The following is a 26,039-nucleotide window of genomic DNA, read 5'->3' as shown; positions in this document are numbered from 1 at the left end:
GCTTGGATTCTAACCATCATGACTAAGACTGTACCTCCAGCACTCCAAAAAATGGGTTTAGACAGCCCTATGGCGCTTGTTTTGCATCTTCCCATGCGCTATGAGGATGAAACTGAGCTCCTGACAATTGAGGAGGCTCTGCAACTAGGACGCTTTCGTTCAGTGCAAACCCAGGGTGTAGTGATTCGAAGTCAGGTCTTGTTTAGACCCAGAAGACAGCTGGTAGTCACGATTGAAGATGCGGGGGAGGTTTTACAACTTCGTTTCCTCAATTTTTATCCTAGCCAACAAAAGCAAATGGCAGTTGGCGCTCACGTCCGAGTTCGGGGTGAAATCCGAGAGGGATTTCAGGGGCCTGAAATGGTGCACCCCACCGTTCGAGCAGTTGCCCCTGAAGCCCCGCTACCAAAAAGTTTGACCCCAGTGTATCCAGCGAGTGCAGGCGTGACTCAGACAGTGCTGCGCAAAGCCATTGCTAATGCTTTAAAAAATCCAAGCACTCAAGACCTCCTTGCAGAGTTTTTGCCGAGCGCACTATTGGCCGAGCTATTGCCCAGTCATCAGTGGCCTAATCTACAAGATGCAATTACCTTATTGCATCAACCTCCATCAGATGCGGATACCTTGTCTTTATTGGATCGCAGCCATTTAGCCTGGCGGCGTGTTCAATTTGAAGAATTGCTGGCGCAGCAGATCTCCTTAAAGCGCGCGCATTCAATACGGCAAAAAAGACGAGCTCCAGCAGTTCATGCCGTAACAGAATCGAGTTCTAAAAAAAGTATTGAGTTAGGTTTATTAGCGCGTTTGTCATTCAAGCTGACCTCAGCACAAAAGCGAGTGTGGACTGAGATTGGCCATGACCTATCACGTGGTTTTCCGATGAACCGTTTATTACAAGGTGATGTTGGTAGTGGCAAGACGGTGATTGCCGCGCTGGCAGCTGCAAGGACTATCGATAATGGATACCAAGCGGCCATCATGGCCCCGACCGAAATTTTGGCTGAGCAACATTTTCTGAAAATGCAGGAATGGTTTGAGCCACTAGGTATCAAAGTAGTTTGGCTCTCGGGTAGCCTTAAAACAAAAGAAAAAAAACTGGCTCAGGACTTAGTTGAGAGTGGTGAGGCGCAACTGATTGTCGGGACTCATGCCCTGATTCAAGAATCAGTACATTTTGCAAAACTTGGCCTAGCAGTGATTGATGAGCAGCATCGTTTTGGAGTAAGACAGCGGCTAGAAATTCAGCAACGGATTGGTTCTGAATTGTTCTATTGCCACCAGATGATGATGTCGGCTACCCCAATTCCGCGCACACTCGCAATGACCTATTACGCCGACCTCGATGTTTCTGTGATAGACGAGCTGCCACCCGGACGCAAACCAATCATTACCAAAGTACTCAAGGCCACCCGTCGCAATGAGGTCATTGACGGTGTGAAAGAGTGGCTAGCGAAAGGTCTGCAAGCTTATTGGGTATGTCCTTTGATTGAGGAGTCCGAGGCCTTGCAATTACAAACGGCAGTTGAGAGCGCTGAGCAGCTGACTATAGCGTTACCAAACTTTAAGGTGGGTCTAGTTCATGGTCGTATGAAGAGTGATGAAAAAGCAGCCGTTATGGCCGCTTTCAAGGCCAATGAAATCCAGCTTTTAGTAGCTACTACCGTGATTGAGGTGGGGGTCGATGTCCCAAATGCGGCTTTGATGGTGATTGAGCATGCGGAGCGATTTGGCTATGCGCAAATTCATCAACTACGAGGACGTGTGGGCCGTGGCTCTGCGGATTCAGTTTGTATTCTGATGTATGCAGAGCCCTTATCTTTGGCTGCTAAAGAGCGCTTACAAACTTTAAGAGAAATATCCGATGGCTTTGTGATTGCTGAACGAGATTTATCATTGCGGGGGCCTGGTGAATTATTGGGGGCTCGACAATCCGGAGATGCCATGTTGCGCTTTGTGGATCTTCAAAGAGATGCTTGGTTGATAGAATTAGCTCAGCAAGCGGCGGAGCGCTTACTGGCAGAGCACCCCAATTTGGTGGAAAAACAATTGGCCAGATGGCTGGGAGCACGCGCCGAATTTTTAAAGGCCTGATAATTACCTTATGACACTGACTGAACTGCGTTATATCGTTGCCGTCGCTCGTGAGCGCCACTTTGGGCGCGCAGCTGAGGCTTGCTTTGTTTCTCAGCCTACACTCTCTGTCGCGATCAAGAAGCTAGAGGAAGAGCTCAATATTCAGATTTTTGAGAGAACCAGCTCCGAGGTGTCGATGACTGCTTTAGGCGCTTTGGTAGTAGAGCAGGCTCAGCGTGTTCTAGAAGAAGCAAATACTTTGAAGCATTTAGCAAAGCATGGCCAAGACCCTTTGTCGGGCCCACTAAGATTGGGTACGATTTACACCATTGCCCCATACTTGCTTCCTAGTCTAGTAAGAGAGGCTAGAGAGTCTTTGCCAAATGCCCCTTTATTTCTAGAAGAAAATTTTACGGCCCGTTTGTTGGAAATGTTGCGGCAGGGTGAGCTCGATTGTGCGGTACTGGCACATCCTTTCCCTAGCTCCGGTCTGGAGATGATTGATTTATACGATGAGCCATTCTTAGTTGCTGTACCAAAAGGGCATGCTTGGGAGAGTCGCCAAGCGATTGCTCATCAGGAATTAAAAGCCCAAAATACTTTGCTGCTAGGTGCAGGCCATTGCTTCCGCGACCATGTGCTCGGCGTTTGTCCAGAACTTAATCGCCTAGGAAGTGGCTCAACCATTGGCGAGCAGCATAGTTTTGAAGGTTCCTCGCTAGAGACGATTAGACAAATGGTTGCTGGCGGAATCGGTATTAGTGTTTTACCGCGCACTTCGGTCGACGATCCCAAAACCCAAGAAGGTTTGATTCGTTATATTCCACTCGAGGAGCCAACGCCTACTAGAAGGGTGTGCTTAGTTTGGCGCAAAAGCTATACCCGCGCTCCGGTGATGCAAGAGCTTGCGAAAACGATTCGTCGTTGCGATCTATCTGGGGTGAGCTTTATCAATGCGTGAGCGCTTGCGGGCCTATGCACGTCTCATTCGATTGGATAAACCCATCGGCACACTGCTGCTGCTGTGGCCGACTTGGTGGGCTTTGTGGCTAGCAAGTGGTGGCTTACCAAATCTACAGATTCTATTGATTTTCACGTTAGGCACTTTCCTGATGCGCAGTGCAGGTTGCGCCATTAACGATTATGCAGATCAAGATTTTGATCGCGATGTTCTCAGAACCCAACATCGTCCCGTGACCAGCGGTCAGATCTCGGGCAAAGAAGCAGTTTGGCTTGCAATACTTTTGGCCTTACTTGCTTTTGCTTTAATTCAGCCACTCAATCTATTGACCAAAGTCTTATCTATTTTTGCAGTACTGATCGCTGCAGTTTATCCATTTACCAAGCGTTTCTTTGCCATTCCTCAAGCAGTGCTGGGTGTAGCGTTTGGTTTTGGTATCCCAATGGCTTATGCCGCTGTATTGGGATTCGTACCACTAGAGGCGTGGATTTTATTTGTCGGCAATATCTTTTGGGCGATTGCTTACGATACTGCTTATGCCATGGTGGATCGTGAAGACGATATTCGCATCGGCATCAAAACTTCAGCAATTACATTTGGTCGTTTTGATATAGCTGCGATTGGAATTTGTTATGGTCTGCTGCTATTGAGTCAAATGATCGTTGCTCAACTTGCTCATCTGAGTGGGTATTTTTGGCTAGGCTGGGGAGCTGCATTGCTGTGCGCTTTGTATCACCTAAGACTAGTATCTACTCGCTCACGCAATGATTGCTTCAGGGCGTTTCTTCACAATAATTGGTTGGGAGGATTCCTGTTCTTAGGAATCGTTTTGGGTTTATCCCTGACCTAATTCATCGCCCATGGTTTTGCTGCGCTCCTGGGCTGCGGCAAGGGCTTTCCCAAGTATGGCTTGCCAGTCTAAATCTTTAAGTACCTCTAAGGCGGCAGCAGTAGTACCTCCTTTTGATGTCACCCTTTCACGAAGGGCGCCGGCACTTTCTACAGAATGATTAGCGAGTTGAGATGCGCCTTCAAGCGTCGCATAAGCCAACTTGCGCGCAGTTGCTGAATCTAGCCCGAGTTTTTCACCGCCAGCTTGTAATGCTTCCAGGAAAGCAAATACGTAAGCGGGGCCGCTGCCAGATAAGGCAGTCACAGCATCCAAAAGTGGCTCTTCATCTACCCAAACTGTTTGCCCAACCGCCTTGCAAATGCCTTCTGCTAATTCACGGTCAGCCTGACTAACGCCAGTCTCAGAAAATAGACCAGTGATGCCTTTTCCAATGAGGGCGGGGGTATTCGGCATTGCTCGGACGCAACGGGACTGAGCAAGCCAGCGGCTCATGTCAGCGATACGTATTCCTGCAGCAATACTGAGGATTAAAGGTTTTGCTAGAGAGTTTTGAAGTTGAGCGCTAAGAGCGTGAGAAACCACTTTAAAGTCCTGGGGCTTGACTGCCATGACGATGACATTATTTTTGGCAGCATCTAAAGCGATTTGATCTATCGAAGTGATCAGCTTAATTGAAAAGTCGTTAATGAGAGCTACTGCCGTGTCAGCTTTTGCTTCAACCACCGATACCTGAGTTGAGCGAAGGCCGTCATGAAGAAGGCCGCCAATCATGGCGCGGCCCATATTGCCGCCACCAATGAAGGTGATATGAATATCGTTAGTAAATTGATCTTTGTTTGTCATGCGCTTATCTTATCTCGCTTACCAAATATCGCGGTACCCACTCGGACAATCGTACTCCCATGGGCTATTGCAGACTCCATATCATCCGACATTCCCATTGATAAGGTATTAAATTCTTGAAATCCTACTTCTTTGGAGTATTTGGCCTGAATTTGCTTGAAGCAATCTTCTACCGCCTCAAAAGCTTGTCCCTGGATGATGAGATCTGAGGTCGGCGCAGGAATAGCCATTAAACCTCTTAGGGAAACGTGAGGCAATTGGGCGATGGCGCTACAGAGTGTTTGTGCTTCCTTTAAAGGGATGCCGCTTTTGGAGTCTTCATTGCTGACATTGACCTGTACACAAAGCTGCAGCTTCTTGGGAATAGCAAGTTCCCCACGTTGAATAGAAAGCCTCTCGGCAATCTTGAGGCGATCAATACTGTGCACCCAATCAAAATGAGCCGCTACATCTTTAGTTTTATTGCTTTGGAGTGGACCAATAAAATGCCACTCGAGTTTGGGATGCAAGGCTGAGAGGATTTGGATTTTCTCAATCCCTTCCTGTACATAGTTTTCCCCAAATACCATTTGACCTGCTGCAATGGCTTGCTCAATATCCTGGACAGGAAAGGTTTTGCTGACCGCCATCAGAGTAATACCACTGGGATTGCGCTTGACCGCTAAGGCAGCATCTTGAATCCGTCGACGAACCTGTCCAAGATGGGTCGCAATCAGCGTCATTTTTTCTCTGCTTGCTGAGTCAGGAGTTGATCGACTAATTCTATCCAATGAACAACGGGAGTTTGATCCTGTTGTAGATGGGCAATGCAGCCAATATTTCCTGATACGATCAACTCAGCATCCGATTCTTCGCATGCTGTTTGTAGGTGCATTAATTTTTGCTTGCGTAATTGCTCTGAAAGTTCAGGCTGTGTAATGGAATAGGTGCCAGCTGAGCCACAGCATAAATGGCTATCTGCACACAATCGTACTCCCACACCTAAACTGGTCAGCAATTTTTCAACTTGACCACGGATTTGTTGGCCATGTTGCAAGGTGCAGGGTGGGTGATAAACCACACCTGGTTTCTGGTCGCTACCAATCAATTCCAGTAATTCATTTTGGAGTGAAGGCAAGATTTCGGAGATGTCTTTCGTTAGCTCTGAAACCCTTTTTGCTTTGGCTGCATATATTGGATCATCAGCTAAGAGGTGTCCATAATCCTTAACCATCACACCACAACCAGAGGCGGTCATCACAATTGCCTCGACCCCAGACTCAATTAAAGGCCACCAGGCATCAATATTTTGTTTGGCATCGCTTAAGCCGCCGACTTGGTCATTGAGGTGATAACGCAGAGCGCCACAGCAGGTCGCCTTAGGCGCGCTAATCAGTTGAATATTCAGCGCGTGCAATACCCGAGCGGTAGCAGAATTCACATTCGGCAGCATATCGGGTTGAACGCAACCTTCCAGCAAGAGCATTTTCCGAGCATGCTCTGTTTGGGGTCGATGGTGAGGGTTGGTATTAGGGTGAAGCGCTTTATTCTTGAGGTGCGGAATTTTTCGCTTCATACTAGGCGGCAGAATCGGGCGTACTAGACGACCCAATTTCATTGCCGTCTTCATCAGGGTAGGACTGGTTAAGCCCTCCTTGAGAGCCCAACGGGTGAGACGATCTTTCAGGGGGCGCGCAGCAGTATTGTCTTCAGCCCATTGGCGCCCAATATCGATGAGTTTGCCGTATTGAACACCGCTAGGACAGGTGCTTTCACAGTTGCGGCAGGTTAGGCAGCGATCTAGATGTAGGCGGGTTTTTTCGGTAGGCGCTTGGCCTTCAGCCATTTGCTTAATCAGATAGATGCGTCCGCGCGGCCCATCTAACTCATCGCCTAGGAGTTGATATGTAGGACAGGTGGCGGTACAGAATCCACAATGAACACATTTACCTAAAATTCGGGCGGCTTCTAAACCTTCAGCGGTATTTTGAAATTGGGGGGCGAGTTCAGTTTGCATTGATTACTTATGGAAGACGATGGGTGGCAAAAACACCGGAAGGGTCAAAGCTAGCTCTGAGCCTAGCCTGAATTGGCTCAAGCGCTAGCGAATGACTTTGTTCACTGAGCTGAGTAAAGCGTTGATTTGCAGGATTCACATTCGAGCCCTGACGAAAACGCATTGCATGTCCACCATGAGCGCTCGCAATTTTTTTTAGAGCGTTAAAAGTGGCGTCATCACTTAGACCTTTTAGCCAACGCTCTTGACCATGCCACTCTAAAATAATGTCATCAGACATATTGTTCAGTTCAAGCAAACCACAGGCTGCAGGCAAGGCGAGGCGATAGAGTGTTTCATCAGCTGCCAGGCTTGTAAAGTCTGGTAACTGCTGCTCTCGAAGATTGCTCCAAAAAGCTTCCGCCTCTTTAACATCCAGCTCTTTCGCATTGAGACTGGAACACAGGGATATTTTTGCGGCATAAACCGCTGCTTCTGCTCCTGCCAATCGAATAGTGAGCTCACCAAAGCTATCGGCTCGGTTTTTACCAATCCAGCAACTTGCGGATAGGGGTAGAGGTTGACCGGCAGATTCATTCAAGCTTTGTAAAGCAGCAGCTTGCGTTATTTGACAGCGAATGCTCGTACTAGCAGCGGGTTTTGGTAAGACTTTGACTGATGCTTCTAGGATGAGTGCAAGAGTACCTAAGGATCCCGGCATGAGACGAGATACATCATAGCCTGCAACGTTTTTCATCACTTTGCCGCCGAAAGATAAATCTTGACCCTTGCCATCCATGATGCGAGCGCCTAAAACAAAGTCACGTAAGTTACCTACGCTGATACGAGCTGGACCAGCTAAGCCTGCCGCGATGACGCCTCCAAGCGTAGCGCCTTCACCGAAATGTGGGGGCTCAAAGGCAAGCATTTGATTTTTCTCAGACAGGACTCTTTCAATTTCTTTTAGTGGAGTACCGGCACAAGCGGTGATTACTAGCTCTTCAGGTTGATAGTCGAGGATGCCGCTATAAGCTTTGGTGCTGAGCTTAGAAAATGAATTGGGGTTGCCGTACCATGCTTTAGTACCGCCACCCTCAATGGATAAAGGCGTTTTAGATTGTGCTGCCTCGAGAATCTGTTTACGAAAAGACTCAATGTGCTGCTGGGAATCTGCAGGACTCATTAAAAGCGCTCCAACTCTGGGTGAGGGAGGATTCCTTTGCTAATCCGCATACGACCATATTCTGCACAGCGATTGAGTGTGGGAATCGCTTTATCTGGATTGAGTAATTTATCTGGATCAAAGGCATTTTTTACGCCCCAAAACGATTCGCGTTCACCTTCACCAAACTGAATGCACATCGTATTGATCTTCTCGATACCAACGCCGTGCTCGCCTGTAATCGTGCCACCCAATTCAACACAGGCTTCTAAAATTTCAGAACCAAAGTCTTCAGCGCGATGCCATTCGTCTTGATCGGCGCCATTAAATAAAATAAGCGGATGCATATTGCCGTCGCCCGCATGAAATACATTTAAGCAACCAAGGCCATATTTCTTCTCCATTCCCTGAATGCGTTTCAAGAGAGTAGCGATGTGGCGGCGGGGAATAGTGCCATCCATACAGTAGTAATCAGCTGCGAGACGTCCAGCTGCAGGGAAAGCATTTTTTCTCCCGCTCCAAAACTTCAAACGTTCAGCTTCATCACGTGAGATCTGAATGCCACTTGCCCCAGCTTTTTTCAGAACTTCAGTCATGCGCTCAATTTCTTCAGCAACTTCTTCTGGAGTACCGTCGGATTCGCAGAGCAGAATCGCTTCCGCATCGAGGTCATAGCCTGCGTGAACAAATTCTTCTACGGCACGTGTAGTTGCTTTGTCCATCATCTCTAAACCGGCAGGAATAATCCCTGCGGCAATAATGGCTGCAACGGCATTGCCACCTTTTTCAATATCGTCAAAGCTCGCCATGATGACTCTTGCAAGTTTGGGCTTAGGTACGAGCTTTACGGTAACTTCAGTTACCACTGCGAGCATGCCCTCGCTACCGATCATCACCGACATTAAATCTAATCCTGGTGCATCTGGGGCTAGTCCACCAAATTCAACGATTTCGCCATTCATGAGTACGGCACGAACACGGAGAACATTGTGTAGGGTTAGGCCGTACTTCAGGCAGTGCACTCCTCCAGAGTTCTCATTTACATTGCCGCCAATTGAGCAGGCAATTTGGGATGAAGGATCGGGCGCGTAATATAAGCCGAGATGTGCAACTGCTTCAGAGATTGCTAAATTACGAACGCCTGGCTGGACAACGGCGGTACGAGTAAAAGGGTCAATACTGACAATCTTTTTGAGCTTAGCTAGAGAGAGGACTAGGCCTTGGGCAATCGGCATTGCTCCACCAGAAAGACCAGTGCCTGACCCCCTAGGAACAACAGGGATATTCATGGCATGACAAATCTTCAGAATTTGGGCAACTTGAGCCTCAGTCTCTGGCAATGCAACGGCTAGAGGCATCCTGCGATAGGCCGCTAAGCCATCACATTCATAGGGAATCGTGTCTTCAGGCTCCCAAAGGAGGCCATCTTCAGGCAGGATTGGGCGTAGGGCGGCAACCAGCTTAGTCTGTAAAGCGCTAATGATTGCGAGATCAGGGGGTGGGGCGACCATATTCATAACTGCCATTTTAGCCATTTACCTATAATGAGTTCATGGGTAACCGACTTTCAAAAATTGCGACCAGAACGGGTGATGCCGGGATGACTGGTTTGGGCGACGGCAGCCGGGTCGAAAAAGACCATTTGCGGATCTGCGCCATGGGTGATGTCGACGAGCTGAACTCCGAAATCGGGGTTTTGTTGGCAATCCCATTACCAAGCAGTGTCTCCCAAGCCCTTCAGGATCTATTGCTACAAGTGCAACATGACTTGTTCGACTTGGGCGGCGAGCTTTGTATTCCAAATTACACCCTCCTCAAAGAGACACAAGTAAGCCGTTTGGATGAATGGCTTGCTCAATACAACGCTACCCTAGAGCCCCTTTCAGAATTCATTCTTCCTGGCGGCACTATGGCAGCTGCACAAGCACATATTTGCCGGACCGTATGTCGTCGTGCTGAACGGTCAGTGGTTCGTTTAGGATGGGATGTTGAAATCAATGATGCTCCACGCCAATATCTCAATCGACTCTCTGACCTCTTGTTTGTTTTGGCTCGTGTTTTAAATCGGGCTGCTGGTGGGCAGGATGTATTGTGGAAGCACGAAAAAAAAGAGACTAAATAAATTAGTCTCTTGATCTAAACAAAGCGTTGGTTTATTTCTTAAGCTTTCGACGATTCTTGACTGCAAGCGCCAATCTTTGTAAAACATTTACCGAGTCTTCCCAATTAATGCAGGCATCCGTAATACTCTTGCCATACTCAAGTTGACTTGGATCATCTTTGCCTGGTGTAAATTTCTGTGCACCATCTTTAATGTGACTTTCGATCATCACGCCAAAAATTTGATTTGAACCCGATTCAATTTGCTCAGCAATATTTTCAGCAACAATAATCTGACGCTCATGCTTTTTGCTTGAATTTGCATGGGATAGGTCAACCATCAAACTGGCTGGAAGCTTGGCTGCTTCGAGCTCAGCGCAGGCAGCTTGAACATATTGGGCTTCGTAGTTTGGTTCTTTGCCACCACGTAAAATCACGTGACAATCCTTATTGCCTTTGGTCTCAACGATGGAGACTTGACCATTTTTATGGACTGATAAGAAGTGGTGTGGACGACTTGCTGCTTGGATTGCATCAGTAGCAATTTTGATATTGCCATCGGTACCATTCTTAAAGCCAATTGGAGCGGATAAACCAGAAGCGAGTTCGCGATGCACTTGGCTCTCGGTGGTGCGTGCGCCGATTGCACCCCAAGAAATTAAATCAGCAATATATTGTGGCGAAATCACATCCAGGAATTCGCTACCAGCGGGCATACCAAGACGATTAATTTCCATCAACACTTGACGCGCAATGCGCAAGCCCTCTTCAATACGATAGCTCTCATCAAGGTAGGGGTCGTTGATCAAGCCTTTCCAGCCAACTGTAGTGCGGGGCTTTTCGAAATAGACGCGCATGACGATTTCAAGTTCGCCCGCAAAACGCTCACGTTCAGCTAAAAGACGCTGGCAATACTCCAAGGCAGCTCTGGGGTCATGAATCGAGCAGGGGCCGATGATGACTAAGAGACGATCGTCCTTACCGTGAATGATGTTCCGAATCTTGACACGAGTTTTGCTGATTAGTGCCTCAGTTGCTGTGCCCGAAATCGGAAAGAAACGAATCAAGTGTTCTGGCGGAGGCAGAACCGTGATGTTATGAATGCGTTGGTCGTCGGTATCCGACGTTTTGTCAACGGCGGCGTACCAATTAGCGGGGTTGGTGTTTTGTTGGCTCATACGGCTATTTTAAGCCGTATTAAGCCGTACCACCGACAGTCATGCCGTCAATGCGTAAAGTGGGTTGGCCAACCCCTACCGGAACGCTCTGGCCTTCCTTGCCACAAACCCCGATACCGCCATCCAGTTTTAGATCATTTCCGATCATGGAAACCTGTTTTAGTGATTCCGGCCCGTTGCCAATAATGGTGGCACCTTTGACGGGGTACTGGATTTTGCCGTTTTCGACCCAATAGGCCTCTGAGATCGAAAAAACGAATTTACCGCTAGTGATATCGACCTGGCCACCGCCAAAATTGACGGCATATAGACCACGTTTGATGCTGGCAACAATTTCTTCTGGATCATCTTTACCAGCAAGCATGTAAGTATTGGTCATGCGGGGCATCGGCAAGGATGCAAAACTCTCACGTCGACCATTGCCCGTTAAGGGCATATTCATGAGGCGGGCATTCAAGCTATCCTGAATGTAACCTTTGAGAACGCCATCCTCAATGAGCGTGGTGCATTGTGTCGGAGTACCTTCGTCATCAATATTGAGAGAGCCTCTGCGGCCTGAGAGAGTGCCATCATCAACAACAGTGACGCCCTTGGCGGCAACCCGCTCACCGATGCGCCCTGCAAAAGCAGAGGATCCTTTGCGATTAAAGTCTCCTTCAAGGCCATGTCCAACAGCCTCATGTAATAAAACGCCAGGCCATCCTGGGCCCATCACAACCGTCATTTGACCTGCTGGTGCTGGTCTAGAGTCTAAATTGACTAAAGCACTATCGACGGCTTCATCGACATATTGATTTACCAGCTCGCTATTGAAGTAAGAATAGTCATGACGCGCCCCGCCACCAGAGGAGCCAGACTCACGTCGGCCATTCTGTTCTGCAATGACATGAACCGAAATCCGAACCAGTGGCCTGATATCTGCAGCTAGTAAACCATCTGAACGCACCACCAAGATCACATCGAATTCACCAGCGAGACTGGCCATTACTTGAATGATGCGAGGATCACGCGCTTTTGCTCGACGCTCAATGCTTTCGAGCAGTGCAATTTTTTCTTGAGGCTGTAAGGAGTCTAGGGGATTGAGATCGGAGTAGAGCTCATTGGAAGTGGGAATGAAAATTTTGCTGCCAAGTGCTTGTTTGCCGCCTTGTGGGCCTATGACACGAGTTGCTTTTGCAGCCTTATTCAGGGCCTCTAGATTCATTTCATCGGAATAGGCGAAGGCTGTTTTATCACCATAGATGGCACGCACACCCACACCCTGGTCAATACTGAAACTTCCGGACTTCACAATTCCTTCCTCAAGACTCCAGCTTTCATTGCGGGTGTGCTGAAAGTAAAGATCGGCATCATCAAGGCGATGCGTAAACATATTGCCGAAAGTGCGATGAAGATCTTGCTCAGTTAAGCCGGTAGGCTCAAGCAAAATCGTTTTTGCGAGCTTCAGTAATTCAGGTTGTTTCTTGGCCTGGGTCCAACTGCTAGGAAATAATGCTTCGGGTGCGTTCATGTCATTAAAGCTTGCGATGTTTCAGGGCGGGTAACTTAGAGCGTACCTCGTTTAACTTATCTTTGCTCAGTATCCCAGAAATAAAGCCTTCCCCCTCGGGTAGATGGGCAAGAACGGTACCCCAGGGATCAATCAGCATACTATCGCCCCAAGTGCGTCGTTGATTGAGATGCTGACCACCTTGGGCTGAGGCAAGTACATAGCATTGGTTTTCAATTGCACGCGCCCTTAGTAAGATTTCCCAATGATCTTTTCCGGTGGTGTAGGTGAAGGCGGCTGGAATAATGTGACAGTCGACTGGGCCAATGGAGCGATACAGCTCCGGAAAGCGTAAGTCGTAGCAAATGCTGAGACCAAACCGCCAACGCTCACCATCAATACTGAAATCAATCACGCCTGGCTGCCTTCCGGCCTCGATAGTTTCCGCTTCGGCATATCTTTCTGTAGAAGTCTCGAATCCAAATAAATGAATTTTGTCGTAGCGCCCAATTTGCTCTCCAGTAGGGCCAAAAACGAGAGTGGTATTCAGAACTTTATTGTTCTCACTCGCCTGCAGTGGAATAGTGCCGGCAAATAGGTAAATGGCATGCTCCTTTGCCAATGAGCTGAGCGCTTCCTGAATCGGGCCAACACCAGCTTTTTCTTGTGCTTGGATCTTGTCGGTATCTTTCAAACCCATGAGGCAGAAATATTCCGGTAATACTGCTACCTGAGCACCTGCGTCTGTTGCTGCTTTAATGAGTCGAGCTGCCGTCTCTAGATTTTCTTGAGGCACTGGCGTCGATACCATCTGAATGGCAGCAATCTGGATTTTGGATGAATTCATATTGAGTACAGAGAAATCATTCAACCGGGCTTGCGGCCACAGGGGCTGGAGTGGGATTGCCTGAAGAGTTTGGCTTACTCTGTTCTTTCAGCAAACCTTTTTTACGAATTGTGTCCAAAGTTTTCTGATCCAAAGGCTGTCCTTGTTGATTCAGTGGTACAACCTCTGGATCGCTCCATGATCCTTGAATGAGATAGTCTGATTGCATTGAGCGATTGATTTGATTGCTTACTAAGTATTGACCAACTAAAGCACTCAGGCCAACGATTGGGTTAATCGCGAACAGAGCGAGTGAGCCCGCAGTGGCGTCGATCGTTGGGAAAATAGTCACCCGTAAATCTTGTGTTTGTTTAGTGACATCAATTTGCCCATTCATCGCAACGCGCGCCTGATCCAGAATCATCACAAACTGATCAGTCTTGGCAATGCCATTTTGGATATTGAAAGTGGTATTGATGGTGTTGAAAGCCGTACCTTTACTCACGAGATTTCCGACGCTGCCTTGCAGGTCCAGTGTGGCGAATTTAAATAGACTTTGTAAGCTCAACACATTCAAGATTTGGGCTGCGCTGGAATTAACCTCGAGCAAGCGCCCCTTTTCTAGTTTGAGATTCAGCTGTCCGCTCAAAGTTTGAAAATCAGGTGAGAAGGGATTGCTCATCCACTCTAGCTTGCCAGTCAATTGGCCTTGACCACCTTCAACGGATTTTGCTGGAGTCCAGTGCGCAATGATTTGACCGGCATCCTTAATTTGGAGATCTGGAATAAGTGATGTTTTCTGTTGACCTGTTCGAGGGTCGATGCTCCATTGGCCGGTAATGGTCGCATTGTCTTGTGGATTAATAACCTGCAGCTTTTCTAGGTTGAGCAGATTCTTGGCGGTTTGGCTTTTTATTTTGACTAGACCAAGTTGGGCTCGTTCCCAAACAAAATTATCTACCGTCAGATCTAGGCTGGGTATAGAGTTTGGCGAAAGCTTGGTATTGGGTGTCGCTACTTTTTTATCCTTAGAGGCGGCTTTAGGGTTTTGCTCATCAATCAATTTCAGAAGATCAAGATGACCGCTGATCATGCCACTTGGTAGAGCAGAGGATGGCTCACTGTAAAGAACTTGCCCGGTTATTTTGGGAGAGCTCAAATTCAATTTCCAACCCTTATCTTTGAGGCTTGCAGTGAGGCTGAGATTGGGCCAAACATAGTCTGCGGCGGTCAATGCTTTGACTTGAGCGTTGATTTGGATGCCATCGGACAAGCTCGTTGGGCTCTTGCTTGGAAGTGTTTTAGCTCTATTGGCGGACAAAAATGCCAGCCATGTATCGCAATTGAGTTCATTGACTTGAATGCCTAAATTCAAGCCTTGTGAGGGCATCGCTGCGACCCCGCCAATGCCGATCGCATAACGTAAATCATTATTCTGATTTAGTACGCCTTGAGTGAAGAGCTGGCTGCCTAAGTTTCCAGACCAGCTGAGCCGATCCGGATTGGTTTTTTTAGCAAAGGTTTGTAAAAGCAACTCGCCTTGTAAGGATGCGCCCCTTTGCTTTTTGAGAGGTATCGGAGTATTGCTTGCCCAGTTGTCTAGATTGAGCTTCAGCTTTGTTTCGCTACCTGCCTTGCTGAAACTGATCAGGCCATCATATTTGGCAATTCCGCTCATGCCATTCAATAAGGTTCTTGCCGATTCAGAAATTTCAGAGGAATAGTTCTTTATAAAATCTGCGCTGAGATCGCCAGTAATAGTGAAGTTATGTTTATCTGTTGATGATGGTGCGCTCGCCATTTTGATTGAGCCGCCCAAAAATTGAGCGCTGACATCCTCAAATTCGGGGTTGCTTTCAGTGATGCGTACTTTGCCATTCAAGTGTTCAAGCGGTGGAATATTGGCCCACTGCGCCATATTATTTTGGAGACTGAGAAGTGCATCTATTTTTGTGTCGTCACTATTGCTCAAGGGGACTTCTAGTTTGAGATTCAGGTCAAGAGGGCCTGCAAGCTTGAGATTCTTCTCAAACTCTGGACGTTTTTTGCCAAAAGGCGATGCAAATAGATAATCCAACATCTGAGGCGCTTGGCCTTTGGCATTGCCATTTAAGGCAAGCACTAGTTGATTGGCGCTTACATCAGCAATTTGTGCATTGATATTGCTTACACTGATCTGCTGATGATTGGCTTGCGAAACATCCACATTTAAGGCGGACTGTTTCATGCTGATCGTTCCAACAATATTCGTAAAGTCTCCCCACACTCCTTGCTCGGGACTGACTAATGGCGCTGGCCTGAATGTCACCCCGTTAATGGGGAAGGTCAGAGCAAACTCTCCTGTGCTGCCTGGGGGGAATGGAGCTCCATTGGGATCTCCATTGATGTGCAGGCTTCCATTCTCAACCTTGCCTGCTGCAAAAGCTTTACTTAAATACAGTTTGGTATCCGTTGACATTGTCACTGGCAGGTAACGATAAGCATTAACTAAGTTGGCTTCCTGAAAATCAATATCTAAGTTGAGATGATCGACTTGCTTGGGTCCGGTCATGAGATAGGCAAAGTTAGCCTTGGCTTTTAGATCCGCATTCTGAATATTGAATTCTTTTGAGCTAATCAACCAGCCTCCACTTTGTTTGCTCCAAGTGATTTGACCTTGGGCTTGATCCAGTTTGATTTTTGGATCAAGTAAGAAATCTTGTAGTTCAATTTCTAGCATAGGGGAGTTTAGGGTCAGCACACCCTGCTTCTGATCCCCAGCCACTTGCCCAGTGAGATGGGAGACGCTAGGGATGTCTTTGTTGATACCAGTAAAGCTGAGATCGACAAGACGGGCATTGATGCTGAAATCTAACTTATTAAAGTTGAGCCACGATCCTGGGATAGGTAGGCTGGCAAGGGCAGATTGTTTTTCTGACCAATGCATGTCTAGATCCTGCAGCTCACCATCTGCTTTTGCAATTGCAATCCATTGATGAATTCTCTTGGAAAGCGGAAGGTTTAATGCAAAGCGAGTCACATCCTTCACGAAAATTTTGGGAGAGCTAAAACCAAACTCTTTAATTTCTTCACCTGGCTTAGGAGGAAGCCACCGAAATGTCATGGGGCTCAGGTGTTGCAGTGGCGAGTTGCTTGGGCTACTCATTTCACGCCATGCAAAGGATTGGGTGGTGATCGAGAGCAGTTGACCTTCGCTTGCTTGGGTGAGTTCAGTTTCAAGTCGACTAAATTCAATCGGCGTATCTTCTTTTGCTAGTTGCAATCTAAATTGATCTGCCATTAAGGTCATTTGGCCGCCATCTGGCCTGCCGCCATCTAGGCTCACATGACCTTTTGAGCTCATGTTGCCGCTAAGAACATTAAATGGCATGTCAAAATCACGGCTCATTTTCTGGAACTGAAGATCAGAAAAATTCCACGCAAATTCACCAGCCCAATCACGCCAATTTCCAGCTTGTCCACCAAAGCGATGAATGAAGTGGGCGCTTAGCTCTAGCGAGCCATTGTTCCAGGGGGTTTTCGCTTGAATCAGGGCATCATGTTTGCGTATTCCATTGGTTAAATGGAAATCTGCTAATTCAACATCAGCATTCAGTGCTTTGCCTTGAGCATCCTGCAGATTGATCTGTGTATTGGTGAGATGAATATCATCTTGCGCGAATAGCCAATTGCCCGTCGAGAAATCATCCGAGCTATCTTTAATGGTGATGCCGGCAATTTGGATTGTTCCATCTTTAGAGCGCTGGATTTGAATCTGTGCATCTTCAATTTGCAGCTTATAGAAATAAGGCTGAAGATAATAAAAGCTGACTAGGCTTAATTCCCCATGAATTTTTTTAATCTGGAGTGGAGCAGATGAGTGCTTGGCATCATTAAAGCGCAATCCCTCCATTGAGAATTGAGGTCTAAGTCCATCCCAAGAAACCTGAAGATGATCGATAGTGACATTCGTGCCTAAGCGAGTGCTCAGCAATTGTTCGATTGCAGGTTTGGATTTCTCGATACGAGGCCAAACAAGATAGCGAACACCGGCATGGAGTAGACCTAAGAAAATGATCAAAGCGATAACTAAGATCAAAAGACGTTTACGCCAAAGATTGCCGGAGCCTTGCCAATATTTTTGAAAGGCGTTTAGCAGACCGGGAGGAAGCAAATTTCGAAGCATAAAGGCTATTATCCTTCACCCCATTAGAGATGCCCATTCTTTGCTGGCTTGAGGGAATGAAGCGATTAAGATGAGGGAATGCGTGATTTTCAAGCCCAACTGGATTTTTTAAAAAAGCATTCGACCTTTGCCGGTCGTTGGCTGAGCGCGCATCCCGATTGGGAGCTATGGCTTGGCGAGGTCGGCCCAACCCAGGTGGATGAAGACAAAATTTTCGCTCTCCTGAAGCCCTGCCAGGAGCTGCTAAAAAAAGAGCAGGTCGATGAAGCGCAATTCATGAGCGAGCTGCGCTTAGTAAGGCAACGCTTAATCATTTGGCTTGGCTTTCGGGATCTCAACGGCCTGGCCGACCTAGACGAAGTAACGCATAGCCTCAGTCTATTTGCGGAGTCAGCTATCAATATCAGTATTGAATTCATTCGTGCTGATTTAAAGGAGCGGTTTGGTCTACCGTGGAATACCGACCTCAATCTTGAAATGCCCTTAATGGTAGTAGGCATGGGCAAGCTTGGTGGACGTGAGCTTAATCTCTCTTCGGATATCGATTTAATTTTTCTCTACGAGCATGAAGGGGAGACTCAAGGCGGACCTAAAAGCCTTTCTCATCACGAGTGGTTTACCCGTATGGGTAAACGTTTAATTAAGTGTCTCGCCGAACATGATGCCAATGGTTTTGTATTTAGAGTTGATATGCGGTTGCGACCCAATGGTGACTCCGGTCCTCTAGTCTGCAGCTTGGATATGCTTGAAGAGTATTTACTTGTGCAAGGACGTGAGTGGGAGCGTTACGCTTGGATCAAAGGCAGATTGGTCGCGCCATCACCAGGATCAACGATCTTTACGCATTGTGAAAAAGAATTAGAGCAACTGATTCGGCCATTTGTGTATCGACGTCATCTGGATTATGGGGTTATCTCAGCTATTCGTGAGCTTCATAGACAAATCCAGCAAGAGGCTGAGCGCCGCTCTCTAAAGCACGAAGGGCGCTCTCGAGATATCAAGTTAGGCCGCGGCGGTATACGTGAAATTGAGTTCTTAGCGCAAATGTTTCAGTTAATGCGCGGCGGCACTGAGCCCCAACTCCGAACTCGGGCAACGGTGGATGTGCTCCGTTTGCTCGCTCAAAAAGGCATCTTGCCAAAAGATGAGGTCGATCAATTAAGTGCGGCTTATGTATATCTGCGTCGTTTAGAGCATCGCATTCAGATTTGGGAGGATCAACAGACCCACTACCTGCCGGATGATCCATCCTCCAGAATCCGTTTGGCTGAGAGTATGGATCTAGGAACCATGCCCGAAAATGCAAATGCCTTCATGGCTCACTTAGACGAGCACCAAAATGCAGTGGCTCGCTACTTTGAGAAAGCATTTATTTTGGATGCGGGCGCAAATCTAGAGCAAGAGTTAAACGAGCTGGATTGGCAACCTAGTGCAACGAGCTTTCCGAACAGCTTAAAGCGCTGGCAGGTTTGGACTGAAAGTCATAAGCAAAAAGTTTTGCCAGAGAAGAGTCAATGGATTGTCAGAAAGCTGGTCCGAAAAGCAGCCGATTTTTTGGAGCTGGACACGGCAATATCGCCCAATATGGATGAAGTGCTCTTGCGTTTTTTTGATCTCCTAGAGGCTGTAGCGGGGCGCACAGCATATCTGGCGATCTTGGCGGAGTATCCGCAAGCTCTACAAAATGTTTTGCACCTACTCAGAGCTTCTCAGTGGGGAGCGAAATACCTTACTCGTCACCCACACCTGTTGGACCACTTATTAAATCCACGTGCCGAGCTTGCGCTGACTCAAGAGCCTGTTGAATACTGGCGTGAGGTCAAGGCAAATCTCAATTTACGTTTAGATGATGCGATGGCTCATGAGGGCGGTACTGAGCAGGCAATGGATGTCTTGCGAGTGACGCACCATACTGAAACATTTATTACCCTCTTGGCTGATTTGGGTATCGGAGTGCAAAATGCACTGCCAGTAGAAAAGGTTAGTGATCATTTATCCGCATTAGCTGACCTCATTGTGCAAACTGCATTTGAGCGTGTGTGGCCTAGTATTGCTAAGAAGTTTGATCAACATCCTGACACCCTGCCACCTTTTGCTGTGATTGCCTACGGCAAGCTAGGCGGTAAGGAATTAGGTTATGCCTCTGACTTAGATTTGATCTTTTTATTCGAGGCAGAAGATCAAAACTATGCAGCCCAAGAAATGTATGGGCTCCTAGCTAAGCGCATGATTAATTGGCTGACGGCATATACCTCGGTAGGTAGTTTATTTGAGATCGATACGCGTCTTCGTCCCAATGGCTCGGCTGGATTCTTGGTAACCAATGCAGAGGCTTTTAAAAGATATCAATTGCGTGAGGGCGATAACAGTGCTTGGGTATGGGAGCATCAAGCTTTAACGAGGGCTCGCCCTTGCGCTGGTAGTGAGCAGGTCGGTCAATTCTTTGACAAGGTTCGCTCAGAAGTGCTGAGTCAAGTTCGGGATGTCGACGCCCTGCGTCAAGAAATCTCAGAGATGCGACAGAAAGTCCATGCTGGCCATCCCAATACCACTGCTAAGTTTGATTTAAAGCATGATGCTGGCGGCATGGTGGATATTGAATTTACCGTTCAATTTTTCATCCTAGCCTATGCATCTCAATATCCACAACTTATTCAGAATCTCGGAAATATTGCCTTATTGGGGATTGCTGCGAAGATGGGACTGATCAGTGAAGAGCTTGCCCAAGCAGTTTCGAATGCATATCGACTGTTTAGGTCTAGACAGCACCGCTTGCGTCTAGATGGATTTGAAAAAACGCGAATAGATATTGATTTAGAACCAGAATTTATCGCGGCGAGGTCTGCAGTATTCAGTCTTTGGGAAAGCGTTTTCAAGCGCTCAACTCTGCTCTAGTAGCTCCCGAGCATGCCGGCGGGTGGTATCGGTAATGGTTGCGCCACCAAGCATGCGCGCAATTTCTTCCACCCTTTCATTTCTACCTAAGACATTTAGCTGAGACAGTGTCTTATCGCCCGATTGAGATTTGCTGACTTTGAAATGTTGGTTACCTTGAGCGGCCACCTGCGGCAAGTGAGTGACACATAAAATTTGATGCGATTCACCAAGTTGTCTGAGTAGTTTGCCAACGGTTTCAGCTACAGCTCCCCCAATACCAGCATCGACTTCGTCAAATATCAAGGTTGGTGTAAACGAAGCTTTGCTGGTGATTACGCTAATCGCCAAGCTAATGCGAGCCAACTCTCCGCCTGAGGCCACTTTACCCAGAGGGCGCGGGGTGCTGCCTGCGTGCCCAGCAACCAAAAACTCGACTTGCTCCAGTCCATATGAGGCACCTTCATCCAAGGTCTTGAGAGCAATCTCCAACTGTCCGCCAGCCATCGATAAATTTTGCATGGCTGCAGTCACTAGCTTAGCTAATTCGGTGGCAGCTTTTGCCCTCTTTTGGGAAAGCAGTTTTGCCGCTTTAAGGTATAGGCTTTCGTGCTCTTGGACTCTAATGCGGAGTGCTTCAATATTCTGCGACGCACTGAGGGCAGCTAATCGCTCAGAAGTTTCGCTTAAAAGTTGAGGTAATTGATTTGTGTCAGTACGAAATTTTCTGGCGGCAGCATGAAGTGCTTGCATGCGCTCTTCCAGTTGATTAAGGCGCTCTGGATCTAAGTCAATCTTTTGTAGATAGCGATTAAGACCATGAACTGCTTCATCCATCTGAATTTGAGCAGACTCCAGTGCTTGACTGATTTCACCCAGAGCGGGATCATGCTGAGCCAAACTGCCAATACTGAGGCTCGTCTTAGACAAAATCGATTCTGCAGAGTTTTCAGATTCACTCAAGCCATCAATAGCTTCTTGGCAGCCCGTAATAATTTTGGCTGCATTAGCTAAGCGAGCATGATCTACTTGAATGGCATCCCATTCGCCTTCTAGCGGAGAAAGTGCTTTGAGTTCTTCATATTGCCACTCCAAGCGCTCACGTTCACGCTCGATATCCTGCCCTGCATTTTCTGCTTGGCTTAAGAGTTTGCGAGAGTCACTCCATTGTTTGTAGAGCTCACCAAGCTCATGAACCTGTGGCAGAAGACCGGCATGCCGATCTAGCAGTTCACGCTGTGCACCACTTTTTAATAACAGTTGGTGGGCATGTTGACCATGGATGTCGACTAGCTGATCTCCAGCCTCACGCAATTGTGCAAGGGTTGCGATGCTACCGTTGATAAAGGCGCGGCTACGCCCATTACTTTCAATCGTTCTTTTTAGAAGCAGGGTGCGACCCTCTTCATTTAATGGAAAGCCTTGCTCATCAAGCCACTGGTTGCATTGGGTAATCTGTTCATCAGCGATCTGAAAGAGTGCGCTGATTTCTGCGCGTTGAGCACCTTCTCGAATCTGACTGCTATCGGCGCGTTCACCTAAAACTAAGCCAAGCGCATCCAAAAGAATTGATTTACCTGCGCCTGTCTCACCAGTCAGAACAGTAAACCCTGAGGCGAGATCAAGTTCTAACTGATCAACAATGACGAAGTCGCGAAGGGCGAGATTTTGAAGCATGGTCTAGCGTACAAATAAATGCAACATCAGAATGTCGAGGGGTACTCATTCCAATGCAGCTTCTCACGCAAAGTTTTGTAGTCGCTATGAGCACGAGGATGCAAAAGACTGATGGTTTTTGTGGATTGACTCACTTCAATGGTGTCACCAGATTGAAGTTTAGTTAGCGATTGCATATCAAAGTTCACAATCACTTCATGTCCATCTACCACTTCAATGCTAATCGTGACGTCCTCAGGTAAAACGATGGGGCGATTCGATAAGGAGTGCGGTGCAATCGGTACGAGCAAGAAACCGGCAACACGAGGATGAAGGATGGGCCCGCCTGCAGACAGGGCGTAGGCGGTAGAGCCGGTTGGAGTCGAAACAATCAAACCATCCGAGCGCTGGTTGTACATAAAGGATCCATTCACGCTGACCGATAAGCCAACCATGCCAGATATTCCAGAACGATTCACTACAACATCATTGAGTGCCAGAGCCTGATTAATTGCTTTTTGATCACGAATTACTACTGCATCCAACAAGGTTCTAGTATCGGCTTCGTAATCACCCGCAATGATTTTAGGTAAGACAGTTCCAACATCTTGAATGGGGATGTCTGTCATATACCCAAGGCGACCCATATTGATGCCAACCAAGGGTACGTTACTGCCGGCTAACTGCCGTCCAATCGCCAGCATGGTGCCGTCACCGCCAAGGACCACAGTTAAATCAATTGACCCAGAAAATTCAGAGACCTGTTTGCTCTGAAAATCTTTCAGCCCCAAGTGACTTGCGGTGCCTGCCTCGATATAAACCTCGCAGTCGAGACTTTTAAGTAGCTTTGCCAGGTCTTGTAAGTGGGCCAGCATTCCTTCGGCCTGGTATTTGCCAACCAGGGCAATCCGCTTAAAGGCCTTTTTGGGAGAATTTGAAGATGGGCTTAACATATAACGATTAAACCATAGGCAACCCAATCCTTTCCACCATGGATGATCGTTCTCGCACCCTCCTTAAAACCCTCATCGAGCGCTATATCGAGGAGGGCCAGCCGATTGGCTCACGGACGCTCTCTCGGTTCTCAGGTCTAGACCTTTCTGCTGCAACGATTCGCAATGTCATGGCCGATTTGGAAGATTTGGGTTTGGTGACCAGCCCCCATACTTCCGCTGGTCGGATACCCACCCCCAGAGGCTACCGCTTGTTTGTGGACACCATGGTGACCGTGAGGCCTCTTGAGGAGATTGCCGCGCGGGAGATGGAAAAAGGGCTGCTACCGGATTCCCCCCAGCGGGTCATGAATTCAGCGGCACAAATTCTGTCTAATTTGACCCATTTTGCTGGGGTCGTCATGACGCCCAAAAGAGCGCAAGTCTTCAAACATATTGAATTTCTGCGTTTGGGGGAAGGCAAGATTCTGTTGATTGTGGTCACTCCTGAAGGTGATGTGCAGAATCGTATTCTGCCAACCACTCAGGACTACACCCCCAGTCAACTCATTGAAGCCAGCAATTACATTAACAGTCAGTTTGCCGGCAAGAGTTTTATTGAAGTCAGAAATCATCTGAAATCTGATCTCGATAACTTACGGAGTGATATTTCTGGCTTGATGGCTTTGGCCCTTCAAAGCGGAGTGACAGATTACGGCATGGGGCAAAGCGATGTAGTCATGTCTGGAGAGCGTCGCTTACTCAATGTGGGCGATCTCAGCTCTAATCTGGATAAGTTGCGTAAGATGTTTGACCTCTTAGAGCAGAAGTCTGTTTTGCTGCAACTCCTAGATGTATCGAGCCATGCCGATGGTATTCAGATCTTTATTGGTGGGGAGAGCGATCTCTTGCCCTACGAGGATCTCGCCGTAATCAGCGCGCCTTATAGTGTTGATGGTCAGATTGTTGGCACCTTAGGTGTGATTGGTCCAACCCGTATGGCTTATGACAGAGTGATCCCGATTGTGGATATCACTTCTAAATTATTATCAGGTGCACTAAGCTCCTAATTACATTTTTCTGATGAGATATCTGCCTTGAATACCAATCCCCATTTACGCGCTTCTAAGACTGCAGTGTTATTGCTGAATTTAGGGACACCCAGTGCTCCAACAGCTAAAGCGGTGAGAGCCTATCTCAAAGAATTCTTATCGGATCCGCGTGTAGTAGAAATTCCACGGGTGATTTGGTGGTGCATTTTGAACGGCATCATTCTGCCAATTCGCAGTGGTGCTTCTGCAAAAAAATATGCTTCGATTTGGTTGCCTAAGTTAGGCTCTCCTTTAATGCATTACTCAAGACTGCAGGCGAAAGAGTTATCAGAGGTATTTGCTGATCAAGGCCATACGGTGCTGGTAGATCTGGCCATGCGTTATGGTGAGCCTTCTACAGAGCAAGTTCTCATGAGCCTAAAAGAGCAAGGCATGGAGCGTCTGCTATTGCTGCCGCTCTACCCACAGTATTCCGCTACGACCAGTGCATCGAGTTTTGATGAAGTCTTTCGAGTACTAAAAACCTGGCGTGACCAGCCTGAGCTCCGCTTGGTCAAGCACTATCACGATCATCCAGCTTATATTCAAGCGTTGCGCAATCAAGTCCTCAGTGTCTGGGAAAAAGATGGTCGTCCCGATTTCGCAGCAGGTGATCGTTTTGTCATGTCATTTCACGGCTTGCCTAAGCGCAATCTCATGAAGGGGGACCCCTATCATTGCGAATGCTTAAAAACAGGTCGTCTCTTGGGCGAGTCATTGGGCCTTGAGCCAGGCGAATATCTGGTTACCTTTCAGTCTCGCTTCGGAAGGGCGGAGTGGTTAAAGCCGTACACCGCACCCATGATTGAGAAATTAGCTAAAGAGGGATGTAAGAGGATTGATATCTTTTGCCCTGGCTTTCCTGCGGATTGCTTAGAAACGCTCGAAGAGATCGCAATGGAAGCGCGCGAGATTTTCTTGGAACATGGCGGCAAGGACTATCGTTATATTTCTTGTCTGAATAGCAATCCAAGCTGGATTGATGCACTTGCAGATATTGCTGAGCAGCACCTCTTGGGCTGGTCTTTGGGTACTGAGTCTACTGATGAGTTGTCATTGAGAAATCAGCGTGCAGAATTTGCGAAAACCCAAGCTGTTTAGAGATATCCCTTGAAATTGGCAAACTTGCCCCCATCTTGCATAGATAGCAAAGGTTTAATAAAACATCACCATCATGACAACTGAAAATCCAAATCCCTCCGCCGAATCTGATCAGCCAGCACAGACTCCAGTCGAGCCAGAAATTACTGCGCAGACTCCTGAGCAAATGATTGAGGAGCTCAATCAAAAATTGCTTGAAGCCCAAGACAATTTTTTGAGAGCCAAGGCTGAGGGTGAAAATATTCGCCGTCGTGCAGTGGAAGACATCGCGAAAGCGCATAAGTTTGCGATTGAGAGCTTTGCAGAGCATTTGGTGCCCGTAACTGATAGCCTCTATGCCGCACTCAGCGCCGAAGCGGTTGATGCCAAGGCATTTAAAGAGGGCCTAGAAATTACCCTAAAGCAGCTTTTGAGTGCCTTTGAAAAGGGCAAGATGAGCGAGATTAATCCCGCTGTAGGGGATAAATTTGATCCCCACCACCACCAGGCAATTGCCTCGGTACCTTCTGAGCAAGAGCCCAATACAGTGGTTTCGGTCTTGCAACGTGGATATTCAATTGCCGACCGAGTTTTGCGACCCGCTTTGGTAACGGTTAGCGCCCCAAAATAGCAGTTTTTCACTAGAAATACCCAGAAAAAGGCAGATTTCTGCCTTTTTTGTATTTCAGCCCTTGAATTCCAGTCATTAAACCCCATTTAGAGGGTATCAACTTATTACCAGTAGCAAGTAAGACAAATTACCTAACCATTTCATTATTGG

General features: G+C 47.5%; 19 protein-coding genes. 8 read left to right on the top strand and 11 right to left on the bottom strand.

What is annotated here, in order from left to right; genetic code table 11:
- Positions 1-18 precede the first annotated feature (18 nt).
- Genes recG through ubiA form a run of 3 tightly spaced genes read left to right on the top strand, consistent with a single transcriptional unit; the run spans position 19 to position 3,884 of the window.
- Entirely contained in the window at positions 19-2,091 is a 2,073-nt protein-coding gene (gene recG, locus ICU98_RS07445; protein WP_215351851.1) for an ATP-dependent DNA helicase RecG, read from the top strand.
- Positions 2,092-2,101: 10 nt separating this feature from the next.
- On the top strand, positions 2,102-3,034 hold the full coding sequence (locus ICU98_RS07440) for a LysR substrate-binding domain-containing protein (RefSeq protein ID WP_215336214.1): 933 nt from the start codon (positions 2,102-2,104) through the stop codon (positions 3,032-3,034).
- Complete coding sequence (ubiA, locus tag ICU98_RS07435) at positions 3,027-3,884, top strand: 4-hydroxybenzoate octaprenyltransferase (protein WP_215351849.1); 858 nt, start codon at positions 3,027-3,029, stop codon at positions 3,882-3,884. Before ICU98_RS07440 ends, ubiA begins: the two co-directional genes overlap by 8 nt.
- Here ubiA and proC read toward each other — a convergent pair.
- The 5 genes from proC to ICU98_RS07410 are packed head-to-tail and all read right to left on the bottom strand — an operon-like array spanning position 3,870 to position 9,378.
- Complete coding sequence (gene proC / locus ICU98_RS07430; protein ID WP_215353233.1) at positions 3,870-4,700, bottom strand: pyrroline-5-carboxylate reductase; 831 nt, start codon at positions 4,698-4,700, stop codon at positions 3,870-3,872. The genes ubiA and proC overlap by 15 nt on opposite strands.
- A gap of 26 nt (positions 4,701-4,726) precedes the next feature.
- Positions 4,727-5,452: a YggS family pyridoxal phosphate-dependent enzyme gene (locus tag ICU98_RS07425; protein WP_215351846.1), complete on the bottom strand. Its 726-nt coding sequence runs from the start codon at positions 5,450-5,452 to the stop codon at positions 4,727-4,729.
- A complete protein-coding gene (gene glcF / locus ICU98_RS07420; RefSeq protein ID WP_215351844.1) occupies positions 5,449-6,726 on the bottom strand; it encodes a glycolate oxidase subunit GlcF in 1,278 nt (425 codons plus the stop codon). Before glcF ends, ICU98_RS07425 begins: the two co-directional genes overlap by 4 nt.
- 7 nt (positions 6,727-6,733) lie before the next feature.
- The gene (glcE, locus tag ICU98_RS07415) at positions 6,734-7,888 is read right to left on the bottom strand and encodes a glycolate oxidase subunit GlcE (protein WP_215351842.1); all 1,155 of its coding nucleotides are present in this window, start codon (positions 7,886-7,888) and stop codon (positions 6,734-6,736) included.
- On the bottom strand, positions 7,888-9,378 hold the full coding sequence (locus ICU98_RS07410; protein ID WP_215353231.1) for an FAD-linked oxidase C-terminal domain-containing protein: 1,491 nt from the start codon (positions 9,376-9,378) through the stop codon (positions 7,888-7,890). The genes glcE and ICU98_RS07410 overlap by 1 nt, the downstream gene beginning before the upstream one ends.
- Before the next feature lie 41 nt (positions 9,379-9,419).
- Between ICU98_RS07410 and ICU98_RS07405 the strand changes: the two genes are divergently transcribed.
- The gene (locus ICU98_RS07405; protein WP_215351840.1) at positions 9,420-9,989 is read left to right on the top strand and encodes a cob(I)yrinic acid a,c-diamide adenosyltransferase; all 570 of its coding nucleotides are present in this window, start codon (positions 9,420-9,422) and stop codon (positions 9,987-9,989) included.
- 31 nt (positions 9,990-10,020) lie between these two features.
- On the opposite strand, the gene ICU98_RS07400 is transcribed toward ICU98_RS07405, so the two are convergent.
- From ICU98_RS07400 to ICU98_RS07385, 4 genes are read right to left on the bottom strand one after another with little or no spacing between them, the layout of a single operon-like run.
- Positions 10,021-11,145 (bottom strand): 3-deoxy-7-phosphoheptulonate synthase, encoded by a 1,125-nt coding sequence (locus ICU98_RS07400; protein WP_215351838.1) that lies wholly within the window; start codon positions 11,143-11,145, stop codon positions 10,021-10,023.
- A 19-nt stretch (positions 11,146-11,164) separates the two neighbouring features.
- Complete coding sequence (gene tldD, locus ICU98_RS07395; protein ID WP_251365327.1) at positions 11,165-12,655, bottom strand: metalloprotease TldD; 1,491 nt, start codon at positions 12,653-12,655, stop codon at positions 11,165-11,167.
- Positions 12,656-12,659: 4 nt separating this feature from the next.
- Positions 12,660-13,481, bottom strand: a complete 822-nt coding sequence (locus tag ICU98_RS07390) for a carbon-nitrogen hydrolase family protein (RefSeq protein WP_215351836.1) — start codon at positions 13,479-13,481, stop codon at positions 12,660-12,662.
- A gap of 16 nt (positions 13,482-13,497) precedes the next feature.
- Positions 13,498-17,625 (bottom strand): YhdP family protein, encoded by a 4,128-nt coding sequence (locus tag ICU98_RS07385; protein ID WP_251365326.1) that lies wholly within the window; start codon positions 17,623-17,625, stop codon positions 13,498-13,500.
- Between the two features lie 78 nt (positions 17,626-17,703).
- Between ICU98_RS07385 and glnE the strand changes: the two genes are divergently transcribed.
- Positions 17,704-20,520: a bifunctional [glutamate--ammonia ligase]-adenylyl-L-tyrosine phosphorylase/[glutamate--ammonia-ligase] adenylyltransferase gene (glnE, locus tag ICU98_RS07380; protein WP_215351834.1), complete on the top strand. Its 2,817-nt coding sequence runs from the start codon at positions 17,704-17,706 to the stop codon at positions 20,518-20,520.
- Here the strand turns inward: glnE and recN are convergent.
- Together recN and ICU98_RS07370 are read right to left on the bottom strand one after the other, a co-directional pair.
- On the bottom strand, positions 20,506-22,176 hold the full coding sequence (gene recN / locus ICU98_RS07375; protein WP_215351832.1) for a DNA repair protein RecN: 1,671 nt from the start codon (positions 22,174-22,176) through the stop codon (positions 20,506-20,508). The genes glnE and recN overlap by 15 nt on opposite strands.
- Positions 22,177-22,202: 26 nt before the next feature.
- Positions 22,203-23,108, bottom strand: a complete 906-nt coding sequence (locus ICU98_RS07370) for an NAD kinase (RefSeq protein WP_215351830.1) — start codon at positions 23,106-23,108, stop codon at positions 22,203-22,205.
- A gap of 38 nt (positions 23,109-23,146) precedes the next feature.
- On the opposite strand from ICU98_RS07370, the gene hrcA reads away from it, so the two are divergent.
- The 3 genes from hrcA to grpE all read left to right on the top strand — a co-directional run bounded on the left by hrcA (position 23,147) and on the right by grpE (position 25,889).
- The gene (gene hrcA / locus ICU98_RS07365) at positions 23,147-24,157 is read left to right on the top strand and encodes a heat-inducible transcriptional repressor HrcA (protein WP_112205160.1); all 1,011 of its coding nucleotides are present in this window, start codon (positions 23,147-23,149) and stop codon (positions 24,155-24,157) included.
- 27 nt (positions 24,158-24,184) lie between these two features.
- Entirely contained in the window at positions 24,185-25,279 is a 1,095-nt protein-coding gene (gene hemH, locus ICU98_RS07360; protein WP_215351828.1) for a ferrochelatase, read from the top strand.
- A 73-nt stretch (positions 25,280-25,352) separates the two neighbouring features.
- Positions 25,353-25,889, top strand: a complete 537-nt coding sequence (gene grpE, locus ICU98_RS07355; RefSeq protein ID WP_215336192.1) for a nucleotide exchange factor GrpE — start codon at positions 25,353-25,355, stop codon at positions 25,887-25,889.
- Positions 25,890-26,039: the final 150 nt, after the last annotated feature.

The sequence above is a fragment of the Polynucleobacter sp. MWH-P3-07-1 genome (assembly GCF_018687555.1).
Classification (GTDB): Bacteria; Pseudomonadota; Gammaproteobacteria; order Burkholderiales; family Burkholderiaceae; genus Polynucleobacter.
This window is presented reverse-complemented; position numbering and strand designations above follow the sequence as displayed.

Bases quoted from the DNA above. Each gene is read 5' to 3' on its own strand.
- glcE (WP_215351842.1), bottom strand. From the start codon at position 7,888: ATGAGTCCTGCAGATTCCCAGCAGCACATTGAGTCTTTTCGTAAACAG.
- ICU98_RS07390 (WP_215351836.1), bottom strand. From the start codon at position 13,481: ATGAATTCATCCAAAATCCAGATTGCTGCCATTCAGATGGTATCGACG.
- recN (WP_215351832.1), bottom strand. From the start codon at position 22,176: ATGCTTCAAAATCTCGCCCTTCGCGACTTCGTCATTGTTGATCAGTTA.
- tldD (WP_251365327.1), bottom strand. From the start codon at position 12,655: ATGAACGCACCCGAAGCATTATTTCCTAGCAGTTGGACCCAGGCCAAG.
- ICU98_RS07400 (WP_215351838.1), bottom strand. From the start codon at position 11,145: ATGAGCCAACAAAACACCAACCCCGCTAATTGGTACGCCGCCGTTGAC.
- ICU98_RS07425 (WP_215351846.1), bottom strand. From the start codon at position 5,452: ATGACGCTGATTGCGACCCATCTTGGACAGGTTCGTCGACGGATTCAA.
- recG (WP_215351851.1), top strand. From the start codon at position 19: ATGACTAAGACTGTACCTCCAGCACTCCAAAAAATGGGTTTAGACAGC.
- ICU98_RS07410 (WP_215353231.1), bottom strand. From the start codon at position 9,378: ATGGTCGCCCCACCCCCTGATCTCGCAATCATTAGCGCTTTACAGACT.
- hrcA (WP_112205160.1), top strand. From the start codon at position 23,147: ATGGATGATCGTTCTCGCACCCTCCTTAAAACCCTCATCGAGCGCTAT.
- ICU98_RS07405 (WP_215351840.1), top strand. From the start codon at position 9,420: ATGGGTAACCGACTTTCAAAAATTGCGACCAGAACGGGTGATGCCGGG.
- glcF (WP_215351844.1), bottom strand. From the start codon at position 6,726: ATGCAAACTGAACTCGCCCCCCAATTTCAAAATACCGCTGAAGGTTTA.
- ICU98_RS07440 (WP_215336214.1), top strand. From the start codon at position 2,102: ATGACACTGACTGAACTGCGTTATATCGTTGCCGTCGCTCGTGAGCGC.
- ubiA (WP_215351849.1), top strand. From the start codon at position 3,027: ATGCGTGAGCGCTTGCGGGCCTATGCACGTCTCATTCGATTGGATAAA.
- ICU98_RS07385 (WP_251365326.1), bottom strand. From the start codon at position 17,625: ATGCTTCGAAATTTGCTTCCTCCCGGTCTGCTAAACGCCTTTCAAAAA.
- grpE (WP_215336192.1), top strand. From the start codon at position 25,353: ATGACAACTGAAAATCCAAATCCCTCCGCCGAATCTGATCAGCCAGCA.
- ICU98_RS07370 (WP_215351830.1), bottom strand. From the start codon at position 23,108: ATGTTAAGCCCATCTTCAAATTCTCCCAAAAAGGCCTTTAAGCGGATT.
- glnE (WP_215351834.1), top strand. From the start codon at position 17,704: ATGCGTGATTTTCAAGCCCAACTGGATTTTTTAAAAAAGCATTCGACC.